We start from the raw sequence: 17,594 nt of genomic DNA on the forward strand, positions 1-17,594 counted from the left end.
GTGTTTTTCGTTGCACCGTGATCGTGTCTGCGCGATGCGCGGAGCCGTTATGAAAAAGACCACCGGCCTCAATCGCTCGATCACTTCCAACTGGCGCCCCGCTACACGTGCAATACGCGGTGGCACCTGGCGTTCGGAAAACGGGGAAACGAGTGAGGCACTGTTCCTCACTTCGGGGTACTCCTACGATGATGCGGAAACGGTAGCTGCACGCTTTGCCGGTGAAGCGGAAGGAATGACCTATTCGCGCCTGCAAAATCCCACTGTGGCAATGCTGGAAGAACGTATTGCCCTGATGGAGGGCGCGGAGGCCTGTCGCACTCAGGCCAGTGGCATGGCGGCGATGACTGCCGCGTTGTTGTGCCAGTTGTCTGCCGGTGACCATATCGTTGCGGCCCGTGCGGCGTTCGGATCGTGTCGCTGGCTTGTCGACAGCTTGCTGCCGCGTTTCGGCATCGAAACGACTGTCATCGATTCCGCTATCGATAGGGAGTGGGACAAGGCGATCCGGCCGAACACCAAGGTCTTCTTCTTCGAAACTCCGGCTAACCCAACGCTCGACGTGGTCGATCTGCAGTATATCTGCGATCTCGCCAAATTGCACGGGATCACTACAGTGGTGGATAACGCATTTGCGACAAGCGTTTTGCAACGCCCGATGGATTTCGGAGCGGATGTGGTTGCATACAGCGCGACCAAGCTGATGGACGGGCAGGGGCGCGTTCTTGCGGGTGCTGTATGCGGCAGCCGTGAATGGATCGACGAAGTCCTGCTGCCGTTTCAGCGAAATACCGGCCCCAATTTGTCTCCGTTCAATGCATGGGTTGTGTTGAAGGGGCTCGAAACGCTCGAATTGCGCGCCATGCGCCAGAGCGAGAGTGCGCTTGAACTGGGGCGGTTCCTCGAACCGCGTGTCGCACGAATGTTGCACCCCGGCTTGCCGAGCCACCCGCGCCACGAACTTGCCTTGCGCCAGATGCGTGCAACCGGGCCGATCTTCGCGTTCGAAGTGCCTGGTGGCCGCCAGCAGGCATTCGCTCTGCTCGATGCGCTCGAACTGATCGATATTTCGAACAACATTGGCGACGCCCGCAGCCTGATGTGTCATCCGGCCAGTACCACTCATGCCAATATGGGCGAGGAAGCACGGGCGGAAATGGGAGTGACCGAAGGGTTGCTGCGTTTCAATGTTGGGCTGGAAGATATCGATGATCTGAAAGAGGATCTCGATAGGGCGCTGTCTGCCGCCGGGCTTTAAGTCCCGATCGGGCGGCAGTCGCGGTTCGACCAGCGCACTTTTGCTGTTGCCCCCCCCCCCGCGCCTTTCAGCGCGCTGCCTCTGTCCCAAAGCGATGTCCGGGTGGGGTTAAGTGCCTCAATCCTTGCGAGATTGTGCGACGGGCCACGGCTATGACCGTCGATCGGGCCGGGCTGTGCCATTTGTCGCTCCGGAGCGTGCGGATCTGCGAGCCGACACTCTCTCCGCAATGTCGCATTTGTTGAGGTCAGATAACGCGGGACGCGGGGGAGGGGCACCTAGTAAGATATTCTGTATTCTGAAAAATGTGCTAGGTTTCGTTGGTAACGGGACTTTTCCAACAAGGTATGCGACGGTTGATGGATCCACGCGATCACTATGCTGCACTCATCGCGTCTTCGGACGATGGGATAATCGCGAAGGATTTGAGCGGGATTGTCATCAGCTGGAATCCGGCGGCCGCGCGGCTGTTTGGATGGACCGAAAGCGAAATGGTGGGGTTTTCGATCCGCCGCCTCTTGCCGCCAGATCGGCAGGACGAGGAAGATGCGATACTCGCCCGTATCGGGGCGGGGGAGCGTGTGCCTGCCTTTCTTACTCGGCGGCTGCACCGGGATGGCCATGAACTGGATGTGGAAGTCTCCGTCTCGCCAGTGCGCGATCCTGCCGGGGTGATCGTTGGGGCGAGCACGATCATGCGCGATGCCACCGATCGGGTACTGGCCGAACGGCGGCTGCGCGAGAGTGAGGCGCGGTTCCGTATGCTGGGCGAAAACATGTCGCAGCTGGCATGGATCGCGGAAGCCGATGGCGCGATCCGATGGTACAACCAGCGATGGTACCAATATACCGGCACAACGCCTGACGAGATGCGCGAACTTGGCTGGCCGCACTTCCACCATCCAGACCATCTGGATCGGGCATATTCCCGTTTCTTCAGTTGCGTGGCGCGCGGGGTCGAGTGGGAAGACATCTTCCCTCTGCGGCGGGCCGATGGCGAATGGCGCTGGTTCCTTGGGCGGGCGAAGCCAATTCGGGATGACGCGGGCAAAGTCACCCACTGGTTCGGCACCAATACCGATATAACCGAACAGCGCGAGCAGGCCGAACAGATCCAGTTGCTGCTGCAGGAAGTGAACCACCGTTCGAAGAACATGCTGGCCAAAGTGCAGGCATTGGCGCGCAGTTCGATCCGGGCCGATCCGGCGCTCGTTCGCCGGTTCGAGGAACGGGTAGGCAGTCTGGCGGTCAACCAGGACATATTGGTCAGGCGTGACTGGCGCGAAGTACCGATGCGCGAACTCGTGGAACTGCAACTGGCATTTGTGAGCGCGCGTGAAGATGTGATCGTGCTGGATGGGCCGGACTGTGCACTGAACCCGCGCGCGGCGGAAGTGATCGGGATGGCGCTGCATGAATTGGCCACCAACTCCATCAAATACGGTGCCCTGTCAGCGGAAGGCGGTGTTGTTTCCATCACATGGAAAGTTGGCGACGACGCCTTTTCGATCGAATGGGCCGAATCCGGCGGGCCGCCGGTTGAGCCGCCATTGCACCATGGATTTGGCACGCAGTTGATCCGCGAGATTCCCAAGCGGTCTTTCGCGGCTGAGGTTACGCTCGAATACCCGGCAGATGGGCTGCGCTGGCGTTTTACCAGCGATGCGCGGGTGCTGACATCCCGTTCTGTGCCAACTGGATGAGGACGAATTGTGCGGCCCGATTGCACAGCGGGCAGCGGGGCGCTACGTTCGCATTTGCGATGAAAGAGTTGTTTCAACACGCCGCCAATACCGATGGCATCACCGTGCGCGTGGCGGTGAATTTCCTGCCCGAACAGTCCCGCCCGCAAGATGGCAAGTGGTTCTGGGTGTATCACATCCGTATCGAGAACCACCGCGACGAACGGGTGCAGCTGATTACGCGGCACTGGCGCATCACCGATGGCAACGGGATAGTGAATATCGTCGATGGCGAGGGGGTTGTGGGCGAACAGCCGACGCTCGCACCGGGGCAGAGCCACGATTATGTGTCGGGTTGCCCATTGGCGACACCGCATGGGTCGATGGAAGGGTTTTACACGTTTCGTCGCCACGGCGGGGATTTGCTGGAGGTTCGCATCCCCTTCTTCCCGCTCGCTGCGCCTGCCACAGCGGGCTGATCGATCCCCGTTTTTTCCGGGCTGCGAGCGGCAACGGTTCGTCGCTGCCAGAGAACACATGGACCGGATGTTACACAGTCCTGAAGAGAAAAAATCTCCTTCCCCCAAACGTGCCTGAAAAGCACGATTGAGGGAGAGGGGCGTCTGGCAATGCATGGCCGACAGATTGCCCAAATCGGGCCGTGTAGGACAGCGCGATTAATCGGGAGGCACCCTGCCGTATCGCGGGTGTGCGTTACTGCCCTTCGGCCAGTTTGAGCGACTGCCGGGCCATTGTTTCGAACGGTGCGATTGCGATTGCTGCATCATCGTATCCGCCATCGGTCAGCGTTGCGATCCGTGACAGGACAGCGTCGGGCACGCCGCGTTCTTTCGCCGTGGCCATAAACACGGGCTGACTCCACGGCTTACCGGCGCGCACTTTCGCAAAGAACGCGCGGTTGAGATCGGCCAGCCCATCGTGGCCGTGTTCGCGCAGCGACTGATCGAGCGCTAGCCAGAACACCAACCCGCATTGGTAATGGAGATCGAACTTTCCTTCTGCCGTCGCCCGATCCAGCGGCATGTGGGCCAGACCTCTGGCGCAATTCGTGCCGGCATGATCGGCGCGTTGCAGCACATATTCACGCTCAGTCGCGCCGCGCCCGGCCAGTGCCAGAGCGGCCATCGCTTCGGCCCCGCCTTCGTGAATCCACGCCACGGCATCGTCGCCCGGACTTTTGCCGATCTTGTCCTGCTGAAACAGGTGGGCGGCTTCGTGGGCGAAGAACCAGTCGAGTTCCAACGGTGATCCCTCGGTCGCGCGCTGGCGGGCGTGGGCCCCATCGAAATGCATGAATATCTGGTTGGGCAGTGTGCCCCCCTGAGTGGATTCGCCGCCGTTCGGCTCCGGGCGGTCGTCCATCGACACGTACAGTTCGGGTACGAAAGACAGTGGCCCATAAATCGCACTGAAATATCGGATCGACTGGGGCAGCGAACGGTCCAGATGCTGGCGCAGAGCGGTTGGCAGGCCCGGATCGATAATCGCCACAAACCCATCGGCGGCGACCGGTTCCAGATTGCCGACGAAGATATTGGTCCCGGCCCCTTCGCTGACAAACTGTGCCTTATCCCGTGTGCGGTGGCCATTGACGCCAATGGTCTTGCCTGCGGCTGCAATGGAAATGGGCAACGCCTCTTCCCCGTCGCACGGAACAGCGGTGCAGGCCTGAAAATGCCCGGAATAGATCAGCGTACTGCGGTCGCTGAACGGAGAGAAGGGGGCGTAATTTTTCGGCAGAGCGCGGTAATCGATGGGGATATCGAACGTCAGGCGGTCGAACGATTGTCCATCGGTCCGTTCGATCCGCTCGCCGTCTCCCTCCCTGATCCACCGGAATTCGCTCCCCTCGGGGTGCCACAAATCTTTGCGGTATCCGCCCAGATTCTGTGCGAAATGCAGGGCCCGAACAGGCTTGGCGAGAGAATATGTCGCTTCGACGGTATCATCAGAGGCGATGTCCAGCGCCAGAGCAATCGGCGGCGTGGCAATGGATGAGGGCAGGGGTGTCGATGCACACCCCTGCAACCCGATAATACATGTGACTACTGAACACGCGTAAACTATTGAACGCACAACGTTCTCCGATCCCGAAATTAGACCTGTCGGCTTGCTGTGCGCCAGTAGTCCACGCTGACTGCTGCTTTGCCGATACGGGCAGGCCACTTTCCAGCGGCCCGCCACGGGAAAAGTATGTAGAGATCGATGGCCGTTCGGCAACCGCGATCAAGCGACTGGTTTAGCGGGAGAGGTTGTCACCAATAGCGACCTCCGCGTCGCACCCGAACCAATTGCCGAGTGCGGCGATATCCTTACGCACGGATTCCCCAACGATATCGGCGCGGTCAGGGGTCACGGTCAGCACGATACCGCTTTCGTCCTGTTCCAGCGAACTGGTCAGGGCAGCGGTGCCGCTGCCTGCGTCCATTCGTCGGGCGAGCCGGATGGCGAGACCCCAGCCCATCGCTTCGTGCAATTGCGGCTCGTCTGCCAGCGTGGCCAGATCGGCGGGGATTTCTTTCTGTCCGCAACTGCCCAGCAGCGCAGCAGCCAGTATCGCGCGCCCTGTGGGATCGATCCCGACCCAGCGTTTGTCCAGTGCCCATTCGCGTGCCTGACTGACCCGCCGGTTCGGCTCGATCCGGGCAAGCGAGAGCGACAGCATCGCGGCAGCAACCCGCAGGCGTTCGCTGCCATGGCCGCTGCCGTGCGCCAGCGGCGCGGTCCACGCGGCGACCCGCGTCGCCTCTGTCACGGCACCGTTGCGCGGACCGGCGAACGCGATGACACTGTCGATCAGCGGGTCTTTCGCCTGTTCGATTTCGGACAGCGTGTTGTACAGCAGCCCTTCGCGCAGGCCCCAGCCGGAAAACACCAGCCCATCGGGGTTGAGTTCGCCCAGCATCACTTTCAACATAGCGGCGGCATCGGGTAAAGCCGCCGCGCGCATACTGGAAATGCCCTCGATCGCGGACAGGGTGGCAGGCTCCGTGCGGGCCACCTTTTTCGCCAGTCGCATGGCATCTTCGCTCGAAAGAACGAAGCCGTGCGGGTCGGTCAGCGGTATCTGCGCCTCACGCATGGCATAAGCGGCGAATGCCCGCCATGTGCCGCCCACGCAATAGAGCGGTCCCTCGTGCGCCGATGCCCAGCCAACCTTTGCCAGCGCCGAATGGATCGTGCGCTTGAATTTGGCGGAACCCTTTGCGCGCAGATCCGGCAGACGCAGAGTGCCGAATGGCAAGCTGACGCCGTGATGGCTCTTGCCGCCTTCGATCGACACCAGTTCCAGGCTGCCCCCGCCCAGATCGGCCACGACGCCATAGGCACCGGGAAACGCCCCGATCACGCCGCTGGCCGATGTCCGCGCTTCCTCTTCGCCCGACAGCAGGCGTGGGTTGAGGCCGAGAGCGGCGACCTGTTTCAGAAACGCCTTGCCATTGCTGGCGTCGCGCACGGCGGCCGTGGCGACGGTCTGAAGATCGGTGATGCCGTGGTCTTCGATCAGGATACGGAACCGCCTGAGCGCGCCAATCGCCTGTTCCATCGCGGCAGTGGGCATCTTGCCCGTCTCGTCCATTTCGCGGCCAAGCCGGGCGCTGACTTTTTCGTTGTGCAACACAGTGGGCGCGCGCGGCGGCCCGCCGTAAATCACCAGCCGCACGGTGTTGGAACCGATATCGATCACCGCCCGCTGGCTGGCGCGCTCCCGCGCTTCGCTCTTCCGGCTCACGCGCGGCCCCGTCGCAGACTCAGCTTGGGTACGGCCCCGATCCCGGCACCGCCACGCCCGGAGAGCGAGGGATTACGCATGAAATAATCGTGCACGTTGAAACCTTCCGCATCGCCACGTTCGACCCGCGTGTAGTCGCCAGAGGCATCGAGCGTCCAGCTTCGTTCGTTATCGAGCAAGTTGGCGACCAGCACCTGATCGAGCACCTGATTATGCACGGTACGATTGCGGAGCGGAACCAGCGCTTCGACCCGGCGGGTAAGATTGCGGCTCATCGCATCGGCGGACGAAATCCACACGTTCGCCCGCGCGCTGGGCAGGGCATAGCCATTGGCGAATGCCCAGATGCGGCTGTGTTCGAGAAACCGCCCGATGATCGATTTGACGTGGATATTGTCCGACAGGCCGGGCACGCCGGGGCGCAGGCAGCAGATGCCGCGAATGACCAGTTCGATCTCCACCCCGGCCTGGCTCGCTTCGTACAGCCGGTCGATCATGCCCTTTTCGGTAATCGAATTAAGCTTGGCCCAGATGCCTGCCGGGCGCCCGGCACGGGCGTTCTCGATCTCGCGGTCGATCGCTTCGTACAGCGTTTCGCGCAAGTCGATGGGGGAAATCGCCAGTGCCTCTGTCTTGCGCGGCTCGACATAGCCGGTCACGAAATTGAACAGCTTGCCTGCATCGCGCGCCAGTTTCGGGTCGGCGGTGAAATAGGACAGGTCGGTATAGATATTGGCTGTCACCGGATGATAATTGCCGGTGCCGAAGTGGCAATATGTGCGGATGCCATCGTCTTCGCGGCGCATCACCATCGACACTTTCGCGTGGGTTTTCCATTCGGTGAAGCCGTAGATCACCTGCACCCCGGCGCGTTCCAGTTCTCCGGCCCATTTGAGGTTCTGCTCTTCGTCGAAGCGGGCTTTCAGTTCGACAACGGCGGTCACCGACTTGCCGTTCTCCGCCGCTTGCGTCAGCGCCTGAATCACCGGGCTTTGATTGCCTGCGCGATAGAGGGTCTGCTTGATCGACAGCACTGCCGGATCGCTCGCCGCTTGCCGAAGGAAATCGACCACCACTTCGAAACTTTCGTAAGGGTGGTGAATAATCATATCTTTTTCGCGGATTGCAGCGAAGCAATCGCCATCGTGTTCCATCACCCGTTCGGGATAGCGGGGGCTGAACGCGGCGAATTTCAGATCGGGACGATCTTCGTCCACCACTTGATTCAATCCGCGCAGGCCGAGCATCCCATCGGTTTTGATGACCATCGCCCCTTCGACGCCAAGCTGTTCGCGCAGCAACTTTTCTGCTTCGGGATCGCATTGCTGATCGAGTTCGAGTAGCACAACGCGTCCGCGCCGTCGCCGCTGGATCGCTGTGCGGAAGTAACGCACGAGGTCCTCCGCCTCTTCCTCCACTTCGATGTCGCTGTCGCGGATCACGCGGAACACGCCGTCGCCCACGATCTCAAAACCGGGGAACAGGGCCGGGGCGAAGCGGGTGACAAGGCTTTCGACCGGCACCCACGTGGCCTCATCCTCGCCCGGCAGCCGCACGAAACGTGGAATGCCGGCGGGGATCAGCACCATCTCGACCAACCCCTCGCCATCCGATTTGCGGACGAGGTTGAAGATTACCCCCATGCCGAGGTTGGCGACGAACGGGAACGGGTGCGCCGGATCGATTGCCTGTGGGGTCAGTACCGGCAGCACCTGATCTTCGAACCATTCGCGCAGCCATTTGATATGGCCGGGCGCAAGGTGTTTTTCGTCAGCGATACGGATGCCCTGATGCGCCAGTCGCCCGCGCAGATCGGCCAGTGCGGCCTGCTGGGTTTTTTCGATATCGATATACTCGCGGCGGATCGCCGTGAGTTGTTGCGACGGCGTTTTGCCGTCAATCGACGTTTTGGCGATGCCGCGGCGCACTTGCGCTTCCAGCCCGGCGACGCGGATCATCATGAATTCGTCGAGGTTGGACCCTGAAATCGACAGGAACCGCAGCCGTTCGAGCAACGGATAACTGGAATTGCGCGCTTCCGCCAGAACACGGCGGTTGAACGCGAGCCAGCTTAGCTCGCGGTTGAAATAGCGCGTCGCCGGATCGCCGCTGTCAGCGCTTGTTGCCAATACCTCGCCGGTGGGGGTGAGGGTGAGAGAGCTGTCTGTCGGACCGTCCATCTTGATTCCGGAAATTGGGAAGTATCCGTGCCTTGTCTGGCTTATGTTGCAATCAAGTGACTCGTAACACAACTGAGAACAGTCAGATAATTGCCCGATGGCGCGCGATTGGCTATCGGCTTGCGTCACGATGAAGCGAACACACCTGCCCCTGAACGCCCTGCGCGTGTTTGACGCGGCTGCGCGCCACCTTTCATTCACCCGCGCGGCGGATGAACTCGCGGTCACTCCGGCTGCTGTCGGACAGCAGATTCGCGCGCTGGAGGAACACCTTGGCACTGTGCTGTTCCGCCGCACCAGCAAGGGGCTGGAACTGACGGACGAAGGCGGTGCCGGTCTGGATGCCTTGCGCGAAGGGTTTCTCAAGTTCGAAGAATCGGTCCAGTCGATGCAGGCCGGGCAGGCCAGCGACCGCTTCACTATCGCCGCTCCGCGCGAATTCTATGCTCAATGGCTTGCCCCAAGGCTGGCGGCCTATCGGGAGCAGAGCGAAGGTGTGCGGTTTCAGTTGATTGCTGACGAGAATGCAGACTTTACGGAAACCAATCTCGATTTTGCGATTCGTCTGGTCGATGGGCCGGGCGATCTGGAGGGGGTCGAACTCGCTCCCGCCCGCCGTGTGATCGTGGCCGCACCCGGTGCGCCGGACGAATGGATCGATTGGCCGGGCGCGCCTTTGCCCGAAGGGGTCGATGCCAAAGTCGTGGCGGGCAACGCCGGACAGGCACTGTCGAGTGCAGTCGCGGGTCTGGGCAAAGCGATGCTGCCATACCTGCTGGTGGAAGAGGCGATCGAAGCGAAACGCCTCGAAGTGCTCGAAGGGCCGGACGAAGGGCGCCGGGCATACTGGCTGGTGGCGCCAACCCCCCAGTGGCGACAGAAAAAGGTGAAGGCTCTGGTCGCGTTCCTGACGGCCTGATCTGAGTTCAAAACAATGTAATTTCAGCAAATTGGGATCGATATTTGCCGCCTGAGGAGGGCGCAATGGATTTCATGAAGCTGCTGCAGTCGCTTGAACAGGCGCTGTTCGAAGTCATTTCGTGGCTGGTGTTTTATCCCATCACGCTGTGGCAGGCGATCCGCCATCCGTTTGCGATGATGGACTATGCGGATGGCGAGCTGATGAGATCGGCAGACGACCGTTTCACCAGCCGCCTCAGTCCTCCGATCTTTCTGGCGATCACACTTGGCCTCCTGCATTTGGTGGAAGTGCAAAACGACGGTGCGAAGCTGAAGGGCTTTCTGGCCGACAGCACCAATCTGATGGCATTTCGGATGTTTGTGCTGAGCGTACTGCCGCTCGGCATAGCGGTACGTTTCATGCAGTTTCAAAACCTGATGTTCGATCGCAAGGTGCTGAGGCCGTTGTTTTACGGGCAAATATATATCTCCGCGCCGATTGCGATGGCGGTTGGCCTTGCATCTGCGATACTTCCCCGGTTTGTCGAGCGCAGCTTTCTCGGCGATCTCGCTGGTATCGCTGTCCTGCTCATCGGTGGTTTGTGGTACATGGCGCTGGAAATCGTCTGGTTTCAGCGGCACGGGCCGATGTCTTACATGCGCGCCGCAATATACACTGTTTGGGCGACGTTTGTTTCGCTTGTGCTCATCATCGTGTTGAGTGTCGCGGTGAGCAAACTTTAGGCGAGCGCGGCGTGAGTCAGAATTGCAGGTGGCGGGGATTTATTCCGCCGCCATTCGCTCCGCTTCGCCAAGATCGACGCTGACGAGGCGGCTGACGCCTTTCTCCACCATAGTCACCCCGAACAGACGGTGCATCCTGCTCATCGTCACCGCGTTGTGCGTGACGATCAGATAACGTGTCTGTGTTTCCGTCACCATTGAATCGAGCAGATCGCAGAACCGGTCGATATTGGCATCGTCCAGCGGCGCATCGACTTCGTCCAGCACGCAGATCGGCGCGGGGTTGGTAAGAAACAGCGCGAATATCAGCGCGGTGGCGGTCAGCGCCTGTTCGCCGCCCGACAGCAGCGTCAGCGATTGCAGGCGTTTGCCGGGGGGCTGCGCGAAGATTTCCAGCCCGGCCTCCAGCGGATCGTCGCTGTCGATCAGTGCCAGATGCGCTTCCCCTCCTTCGAACAGGCGGGTGAACAGCCGTTTGAAGTGTTCGTTCACTTCATTGAAGGCCACTCGCAGCCGTTCGCGCCCCTCGCGATTGAGGCTGCCAATCGATCCGCGCAGTCGGGCAACGGCTTCGGTCAGTTCGGCCTGTTCTTCGGCGCTGTTGCCGTGTTCGGCCTCGATCCGTTCGAGTTCATCCGCCGCGACCAGATTGACAGGGCCGATCCGTTCGCGGCTGCCGGTCAGGCGGTCCAGTTCTTCGGATTCAAGCCCGGCGTTTTTCACGTCCCCATCGTCGAACCCGAACCGATCACCCAGCAGCGGGGGCGGGCACTGGAATCGTTCACCCGACAGGCGCGCCATTTCTTCGCGCCGCTGCTCCTCGTTTTCGGCGCGGGCGGCAAGGCCAGCGCGCCCTTCGCGGGCAGAAGCGAGCATTTCGGTGGTATCGGCCAGAGCGCGGTCGGCGGCCTGCGCGGTTTCCTGTGCCGTCGCGACGGCGCTTTCCGCTTCATGCAGCGCGTCGGTCAGGCGCGCGCGAACGGCGTCTCCCTGTTCGATTTCGCGCATCAGCCCTTCGGGCTTGGCGGCAATGACTGCGCGTTCCTGTTCGATTTCTTCGAACCTGTGAGCCATTTCACTGAGCCGACGTGCCGCTTCGCCCGACCGCGCCTGCCAGTTGGCGATATCCTTGCGCTGAGCGGCGGTTCGTTCGCGCGCGACAGCGAGTGACTGATCGTGTGCGGCGAGTTCGGCGGTCGCCGCCTGCATCGTATCGCGGGCCGCTTCGTTCTTCGCCTGAGCGGCATCACGTGCGGCGCGGCCTGCCTCTGGCGAAGGCAGCGCGGCGTGGCGGCCCTGAGCTGCTGTCAGATCGGCTTGCGCGGCCTGGCGTTGTTCGGCCAGTTCTGCGGCGGCGGCTTCCAGTTCCTCGATACGTGCCGCGTGGCGATCCCGCGCAGCTTCCGCCTGATCGAGCGTGCGCAAAGCCTGCCGTTCGGCATCGGCGGCCTGTTGCACGGCACGTTCGTCAGCGACCAGTTCGCGCTGAAGCGTCGCCAGTTCGTCCTGTACAGCGGCCTGAGTTGCTTCCGCTTCGGCAACGGCGGTCTGCCGGGGCGGCAATTGCTGTTCGAGTTCGGCCAGCCGGTTCTCTGCCTCCAGCCGGGCCGCTTCCGCTGCCCCTTCACCGCGGGCGACGAACCCGTCCCACCGCCGCAATGCCCCATTGCGGGTGACGAGCCATTCGCCCGGTTTCAGCGCCCGCCCATCGTCGCTGTCAACGACGTGGACCAGCGCCAGTCGCGCGGCCAGCTGCGGCGGGCAGTCGGTGACATGGGCGGCGAGACTGTCTGCTACCGGGTTCGGCGCATCGGCACCAGTCCAGTAACGCCCCTCCGCACCGCCAGCCGGGGCGCCGAGCGGCGCCTTGGCATCGCGGCCAAGTGCCGCCGCGAGCGCCCGTTCATAGCCGGGTGCGGCGCGCACTTTATCGAGCGCGGCGGGCAATCCCTGACGGTTGGCAGCCTGTTTGGCGCGGGCCTGACGGTCGCGTTCCAGCGCGGTGTGTTCGCGCTCCAGACCGGCGAGTTCGGCCCTTGCAGCGGATAGCGCGCTGGCAGCTTCGTCGCGGGTGGTTTGCAGCGCCTCTTTGCGCGCTCGCTTGTCTTCCAGCGATTGCTGCAATCGGGCCAGTGCGGCGTTGGCATCGGTTGCGGCACGGTGCGCCTCTTCGACAGCCAGCGCCGGATCGCCTGCTTCGCTCAGGGCGGCGCGGGCTGCGTCCTGCCGTTGCGCTTCGGCGGCAATCCGGTCGAGACGGTTCTGCGCCTGTGCCACTTCGGCTTCGGCCACGCGCCATTCCGCCTCGACACCGGCGTGGTCGGCGGTCGCCTTGGCCAGCGCCAGTTCGGCAGCGCGCGCGGCGCGGTCGGTGTTTTCCAATCGCGCGGCAAGGGTGGGGCGCTTCTCCTCATCGGCGGCGAGGGTGGCTTCGCTGGCTGCCAGCTCTTTCTCCAGCCGGGCGAGCGCCTCCGCGGCGTCCTTGGTCAGCCGATCGGCATCGCCTCGATCCTCTTCCAGTCGTGTTTTCTGCCGGTCCAGATCGGCCAGCCGCTGTTCCGCCGCTTCGAGCTGACTGGTCAGCGCTGCCATCCGGTGGCCGTGGGCGCTGGCATCGTCACGGCGGTCGGCCAGCTCGTCGCGCGCCTCAGCTAAAACTTGCGCTGCGGTGGCCTGCGCCTTCTGCGCTTCGGTCACAGCCGTTTGCGCGGTACTCACCCGCTCTTCCGCACCACGCGCTTCCTTGCGCGCGGCCTCTGCCGCAGCGGCGGCATCGCGCCAGCGCGCGAACAACACCCGCGCCTCTGCCACGCGGATCTGATCCGACAGCACTTTGTAGCGTTCGGCCTGCTTCGCCTGTCGCCGCAGCGAGGCGATCTGGCTGTCGAGCCCGGCCATCAGATCTTCCAGCCGGGCCAGATTGGCTTCGGTCTGGCGCAATTTGCTTTCGGCGTCGCGGCGGCGAACGTGAAGCCCGGCGATCCCGGCGGCTTCTTCCAGCATCATGCGCCGTTCGGTCGGCTTGGCCGCAATGACTTGGGCTATCTTGCCCTGACTCACCAGCGCAGGGCTGTGCGCGCCGGTGGCGGCATCGGCAAACGTAAGTGAGACATCCTTGGCGCGCACATCGCGCCCGTTGATGCGATAGGCGCTGCCTGCGCCGCGTTCGATTCGGCGGACGACTTCCAGTTCTTCGCCGCTATCGGTCGTGGCGTCGAGCACGACTTCGGCAAAGTCGCGCTGCGGGCGCTGTGCGGTTCCGGCGAAGATGACATCTTCCATCCCGCCCGACCGCAGCGATTTGGGCGAATTTTCGCCCATGACCCAGCGGATCGCTTCCAGCAGATTGGATTTACCGCAACCGTTAGGGCCGACTACTCCGGTTAACCCCGGTTCGATACGCAGTTCAGACGGCTCTACAAAGCTCTTGAAACCACTGAGCTTGAGCCGCCTGAAGTGCATTGTCTGGCCGTTTCCCCCTTGGCCCCTGCGCGCTGTTTAGCGCGCGCCGGCGCGTTGCAGCGCGGCCTCAAGCTGGGGCCAGGGTTCTTCACCGCCGCTCAATTCCACTTTGCTGCCGTTGATGAACAGCGTCGGTGTGGAATTGATGCCTTCGTTACTGTATTTCGTCGCGAGATCGGCGACCTTCTGTGCCTTGTTCGCATCGGCGAGGCAGGCGTTGGCCTGATCCACCGGCAAGCCGCGCTTAGCGAAGAAATCGACATATCCGAGCGCATTGGCAAGCGCGACAAAGCGCTTGTTCGGCGGCAGGTTGCCACTGGCCTGTGCGCGTTCGAGCGCGGCCTTGTCGTTAAGCACTTCGTTCATCGAATCGAAGTTCTTGTAAACCTGTGCGACCAGTGGGAAGAACGTTTCCTTGCCGCCGCACTCGGCAAGAACGGTCAGCGGGACATCCTGCGGGTGGATTGCAAAGCTGCGGAATTCCCAGCTTACCCGGCCACTGGCAATGTAATCGTTCATCAGCGGCTCGTCCGCTTCAGCGCCAAGGAGGGCGCAGTGCGGGCACGAAAGCGAGCCGTATTCCAGCAGCTTGATCGGTGCATTGGGATTGCCGGCGAGATAGCCACCGTCTGCGGTCTGCACGACGGTTTCCGACCATGATTTACCTGCAGGTGGAGCAATCTTGGCAATGGCCTGATCGCTGCTGGGGCTGGCGGTGGCATCATCTTTCTTGCCGCAAGCGGCAAGGCCGAGCGCGAGGGCAGCAGTGGCGATCATCAGTGTCGAACGGGTAAGCGAATTCGGCGTCATATGATTCCTCAGCGAATCTGCAGGATAGAGCAGGGTATACGATAGAGCCTGCGTAGCGAAATTGGAGTCCCGGCGTTTCCACAGGCGATCGGGGAGTGACACGCCCGATCGAAATGGGTGTATCAGAACCGCGCGTCGAGTTGCGGCTGCAGCATTTCCCAGGTGAAAGTCCCTGCGAGTAAATTTCCATCGAGCACAAAACTGGGCGTGCCGGGAATATTGTATTTCTCGATAGCCGCCTTGGTGCCATTCACCAGCTTGTCGGCCATCGCCTTGTTGGCCAGACACCGGTCGGCTTCGGCCCGCGAGTAACCGCGGGTTGCCATCATATCGTAGAAGCCCAGCGCGCTGGAGATAGAGCGCATACGGGTGGGTAAATCCCCGGTGCTCCACCGTTTCCTCTGCCCCTCGGTCGCTCGCTCGGCCTTTTCCAGCCATTTGGGCTGTTGCAGCATGAACATCATATGGTTCTGTTTGAACTTCGATGCCGGTCCGCAATTGGTCAGCAGCGCGGCCGCCAGATCGATTGGATCACGAACGAAGTTGTGCACGGTCACCTGCACTTTGCCCGAACCGACATATGCCAGTTGCAACGCTCCATCGCCATCTTTCGCGAAGTGGGCGCAGTGCGAGCAGGTATAGCTGACGAATTCGTCCAGCTTGATCTTCGCATTGGGGTTGCCGATGGCATGGGCGCCATTGGGGGTGACGGAAACGGTAGTTGCCCAGTTCGCAGCTTTGGAAGTGGCCGGCTGCGCCGCCGCTTTGGCGAATGCTGTGCCGCCAGATGACAATGCGACAGACGCTGCAAGCGCGATGGCCGTGCGGCGGACGGCGTGGGAAATTCTCATTTATCCTCCTGTGCGGCAATCGATCGCGCGAGCGATTCGAGCACCGTGCGTAATTCCGGGTCGCCGATATCGCGCAGGCTGTCCCCCAGTTCCATTGGAATCGGTTTAAGCGAAGGCGGGGCCTTCGGCCGTTCCTCAGCACGGGGCGGCTTAACCGTTCCTTGCCGCAGTTTGATGCGGGCCACTGCTTTGTACCCGAAGAACCGGTTTACCCGTTCCATGATTTCCGGGATCACATGCTGGATCAGCGGGGCATGGGCCGGGGTGACGACCAGTTGCAGAATGCCGTCGGTCTTCTCGCCGGGGGGGAAGCGGATCGCTTCGGGCACACAGACCCGCGCATGGGTTTCGCCAACGATTTCCGGCCAGCGGGTAACCACGCTCGATTGTACGAAGCCGAAGCGGCGGAATGCCTGCCGCCCCACTTGCGGAGTGAGATCGGAGATCGCCTTCGCCGGGCCGCCGCGCGGGCGTTCATACCGGCGCGCAACGGTCTTGCCGCCTTTGGGTGCGGATTTCGGGGGGGTATCGCGTTCCATCGGTGCACAGCTCATGCCATAGCGCGGCCATGACTGCCAGCGCGCAATCCATCGCCAGCGACTTGCTGAGCTGGTACGACCGCCATGCTCGTGAACTCCCGTGGCGCAGTCCGCCCGGCGCACCGCCGCCCGATCCCTATCGCGTGTGGCTGTCCGAAGTGATGCTGCAACAGACGACCACGGCAGCGGTTGCTCCCTATTTCGCGGAGTTCACCCGGCGCTGGCCCGATGTCGATGCATTGGCCGCCGCGCCGGAGGAAGAGGTGATGGCGGCATGGGCGGGGCTGGGGTATTATTCCCGTGCGCGTAACCTGATCGCTGCGGCCCGTGCTGTGAGCGCGCGCGGTGCATTTCCCGACAGCGAAGCGGGCTTGCGCGAGCTGCCCGGCGTGGGCGCTTACATCGCGGCGGCAGTGGCGGCGATTGCCTTTAAACGGCGGGCAGTGGTGGTCGATGCCAATGTCGAACGCGTCGTCAGCCGCCTGTTCGCGCTGTCCGATCCGCTCCCCGGTGTCCGCAAGGCTATTCGGGCGCATACCGATGCGATTACGCCCAGCGAACGCTCAGGCGATTTCGCGCAGGCGATGATGGATCTGGGCGCGACGATCTGCACTCCGCGCGATCCGCGGTGCCTGCTGTGCCCACTTGCGGACGACTGTGCGGCAAAACTGCAAGGCGATCCGGCACAGTATCCGGTCAAGGCGCCGAAGAAAGCCAAGCCGCAACGCACCGGCACTGCATGGTGGATCGTGCGAGACGAGGCCGTGTGGCTGGTGCGGCGCGAAGGGAAGGGGATGCTGGGCGGAATGCGTGCGCTTCCTTCCGATGGGTGGAGCGCGCGTGTCGATGGCTATGGCGCGCCGCCGGTTGCTGGCGAATGGCGCAAGGCGGGTGTGGTGCGCCATTCGTTCACTCATTTCGATCTCGATCTTGTGGTGATGGTGCTGACAGAAGGTTCTGCGGTGCCGCCCGGAGCGGGCGAATGGTGGCCGATTGCCGATCTGGAGCAGGCAGGCCTTCCCACTCTGTTTGCCAAGGCGGCGCAACGGGCGCTGGCTTAGAGGACGGGCTCGGTCCCGATGGCCTGCCCGCCGACTTGCCGTCCGGATCAGATAATCCCGCCGCCGATCGACAGGCGGATCGCGGCGATCAGCAGCACCACAAGGCAGAAATTGCGGCCGTGGTTCTTGCTCGACAGCGCCCCGATCCCTGCGCCAAGCACAGCGAACGGCAGGACCAGCCAGTTGCCCCAGCCAAGCAGTGGCACCGCCGAGGGAATGGCTAGCACGAGGGCGACAAGTCCGATCAGGATTGAAAGTACGTTCAGCATGTGTGTTGTATGGGTATAACAGCCATTCGCCGCAAGTCCCGTTGACCCGCGACAGCCTATGCCGCACATCGGGTTTCGTAAGCG

14 protein-coding genes are annotated in these 17,594 nt (G+C 62.3%); 6 read left to right on the top strand and 8 right to left on the bottom strand.

The annotated features are described in order from the left end of the window. Nucleotides 1–49 precede the first annotated feature (49 nt). From D6858_RS00825 to apaG, 3 genes are all read left to right on the top strand, one after another. Nucleotides 50–1,258, top strand: a complete 1,209-nt coding sequence (locus tag D6858_RS00825) for a trans-sulfuration enzyme family protein (protein ID WP_120106172.1) — start codon at nucleotides 50–52, stop codon at nucleotides 1,256–1,258. A 359-nt stretch (nucleotides 1,259–1,617) separates the two neighbouring features. After that, the gene (locus D6858_RS00830; RefSeq protein ID WP_120106175.1) at nucleotides 1,618–2,961 is read left to right on the top strand and encodes a PAS domain S-box protein; all 1,344 of its coding nucleotides are present in this window, start codon (nucleotides 1,618–1,620) and stop codon (nucleotides 2,959–2,961) included. A gap of 59 nt (nucleotides 2,962–3,020) precedes the next feature. Beyond that, nucleotides 3,021–3,419, top strand: coding sequence for a Co2+/Mg2+ efflux protein ApaG (apaG, locus tag D6858_RS00835; protein ID WP_120106178.1), 399 nt, complete (start codon nucleotides 3,021–3,023; stop codon nucleotides 3,417–3,419). A gap of 235 nt (nucleotides 3,420–3,654) precedes the next feature. Here apaG and D6858_RS00840 read toward each other — a convergent pair whose 3' ends face one another. The 3 genes from D6858_RS00840 to D6858_RS00850 all read right to left on the bottom strand — a co-directional run bounded on the left by D6858_RS00840 (nucleotide 3,655) and on the right by D6858_RS00850 (nucleotide 8,874). Continuing rightward, complete coding sequence (locus D6858_RS00840) at nucleotides 3,655–5,037, bottom strand: hypothetical protein (protein ID WP_133305208.1); 1,383 nt, start codon at nucleotides 5,035–5,037, stop codon at nucleotides 3,655–3,657. A 163-nt stretch (nucleotides 5,038–5,200) separates the two neighbouring features. Further along, the gene (locus D6858_RS00845) at nucleotides 5,201–6,694 is read right to left on the bottom strand and encodes a Ppx/GppA family phosphatase (RefSeq protein ID WP_120106185.1); all 1,494 of its coding nucleotides are present in this window, start codon (nucleotides 6,692–6,694) and stop codon (nucleotides 5,201–5,203) included. Continuing rightward, the gene (locus tag D6858_RS00850; protein ID WP_120106188.1) at nucleotides 6,691–8,874 is read right to left on the bottom strand and encodes an RNA degradosome polyphosphate kinase; all 2,184 of its coding nucleotides are present in this window, start codon (nucleotides 8,872–8,874) and stop codon (nucleotides 6,691–6,693) included. The genes D6858_RS00845 and D6858_RS00850 overlap by 4 nt, the downstream gene beginning before the upstream one ends. A gap of 130 nt (nucleotides 8,875–9,004) precedes the next feature. Here D6858_RS00850 and D6858_RS00855 point away from each other — a divergent pair, with 130 nt between their 5' ends. Together D6858_RS00855 and D6858_RS00860 are read left to right on the top strand one after the other, a co-directional pair. Beyond that, nucleotides 9,005–9,793, top strand: a complete 789-nt coding sequence (locus D6858_RS00855; protein WP_120106191.1) for a LysR family transcriptional regulator — start codon at nucleotides 9,005–9,007, stop codon at nucleotides 9,791–9,793. 65 nt (nucleotides 9,794–9,858) lie between these two features. Next, entirely contained in the window at nucleotides 9,859–10,518 is a 660-nt protein-coding gene (locus tag D6858_RS00860; RefSeq protein WP_120106194.1) for a hypothetical protein, read from the top strand. A 39-nt stretch (nucleotides 10,519–10,557) separates the two neighbouring features. On the opposite strand, the gene D6858_RS00865 is transcribed toward D6858_RS00860, so the two are convergent. The 4 genes from D6858_RS00865 to D6858_RS00880 all read right to left on the bottom strand — a co-directional run bounded on the left by D6858_RS00865 (nucleotide 10,558) and on the right by D6858_RS00880 (nucleotide 16,180). Then, entirely contained in the window at nucleotides 10,558–13,980 is a 3,423-nt protein-coding gene (locus tag D6858_RS00865) for an AAA family ATPase (RefSeq protein ID WP_120106197.1), read from the bottom strand. Between the two features lie 36 nt (nucleotides 13,981–14,016). Then, complete coding sequence (locus tag D6858_RS00870; protein WP_120106200.1) at nucleotides 14,017–14,790, bottom strand: thioredoxin domain-containing protein; 774 nt, start codon at nucleotides 14,788–14,790, stop codon at nucleotides 14,017–14,019. Between the two features lie 122 nt (nucleotides 14,791–14,912). Then, nucleotides 14,913–15,641: a thioredoxin domain-containing protein gene (locus tag D6858_RS00875; protein WP_120106203.1), complete on the bottom strand. Its 729-nt coding sequence runs from the start codon at nucleotides 15,639–15,641 to the stop codon at nucleotides 14,913–14,915. Continuing rightward, complete coding sequence (locus D6858_RS00880; RefSeq protein ID WP_120106489.1) at nucleotides 15,638–16,180, bottom strand: DUF721 domain-containing protein; 543 nt, start codon at nucleotides 16,178–16,180, stop codon at nucleotides 15,638–15,640. The genes D6858_RS00875 and D6858_RS00880 overlap by 4 nt, the downstream gene beginning before the upstream one ends. 29 nt (nucleotides 16,181–16,209) lie before the next feature. Between D6858_RS00880 and mutY the strand changes: the two genes are divergently transcribed. Further along, nucleotides 16,210–17,241 (top strand): A/G-specific adenine glycosylase, encoded by a 1,032-nt coding sequence (mutY, locus tag D6858_RS00885; RefSeq protein WP_120106206.1) that lies wholly within the window; start codon nucleotides 16,210–16,212, stop codon nucleotides 17,239–17,241. A gap of 47 nt (nucleotides 17,242–17,288) precedes the next feature. Here the strand turns inward: mutY and D6858_RS00890 are convergent, their stop codons facing one another. Continuing rightward, nucleotides 17,289–17,510, bottom strand: coding sequence for a hypothetical protein (locus D6858_RS00890; RefSeq protein ID WP_102155734.1), 222 nt, complete (start codon nucleotides 17,508–17,510; stop codon nucleotides 17,289–17,291). Between the last annotated feature and the right edge of the window lie 84 nt (nucleotides 17,511–17,594).

The sequence above is a fragment of the Tsuneonella suprasediminis genome, assembly GCF_003605755.1.
In the GTDB taxonomy this organism is placed as follows: domain Bacteria; phylum Pseudomonadota; class Alphaproteobacteria; order Sphingomonadales; family Sphingomonadaceae; genus Tsuneonella; species Tsuneonella suprasediminis.

Coding starts and splice junctions, on each gene's coding strand:
- D6858_RS00870 (WP_120106200.1), bottom strand. CDS start 14,790: ATGACGCCGAATTCGCTTACCCGTTCGACACTGATGATCGCCACTGCT.
- D6858_RS00850 (WP_120106188.1), bottom strand. CDS start 8,874: ATGGACGGTCCGACAGACAGCTCTCTCACCCTCACCCCCACCGGCGAG.
- mutY (WP_120106206.1), top strand. CDS start 16,210: ATGACTGCCAGCGCGCAATCCATCGCCAGCGACTTGCTGAGCTGGTAC.
- D6858_RS00890 (WP_102155734.1), bottom strand. CDS start 17,510: ATGCTGAACGTACTTTCAATCCTGATCGGACTTGTCGCCCTCGTGCTA.
- D6858_RS00865 (WP_120106197.1), bottom strand. CDS start 13,980: ATGCACTTCAGGCGGCTCAAGCTCAGTGGTTTCAAGAGCTTTGTAGAG.
- D6858_RS00875 (WP_120106203.1), bottom strand. CDS start 15,641: ATGAGAATTTCCCACGCCGTCCGCCGCACGGCCATCGCGCTTGCAGCG.
- D6858_RS00880 (WP_120106489.1), bottom strand. CDS start 16,180: ATGGAACGCGATACCCCCCCGAAATCCGCACCCAAAGGCGGCAAGACC.
- apaG (WP_120106178.1), top strand. CDS start 3,021: ATGAAAGAGTTGTTTCAACACGCCGCCAATACCGATGGCATCACCGTG.
- D6858_RS00855 (WP_120106191.1), top strand. CDS start 9,005: ATGAAGCGAACACACCTGCCCCTGAACGCCCTGCGCGTGTTTGACGCG.
- D6858_RS00860 (WP_120106194.1), top strand. CDS start 9,859: ATGGATTTCATGAAGCTGCTGCAGTCGCTTGAACAGGCGCTGTTCGAA.
- D6858_RS00830 (WP_120106175.1), top strand. CDS start 1,618: ATGGATCCACGCGATCACTATGCTGCACTCATCGCGTCTTCGGACGAT.
- D6858_RS00825 (WP_120106172.1), top strand. CDS start 50: ATGAAAAAGACCACCGGCCTCAATCGCTCGATCACTTCCAACTGGCGC.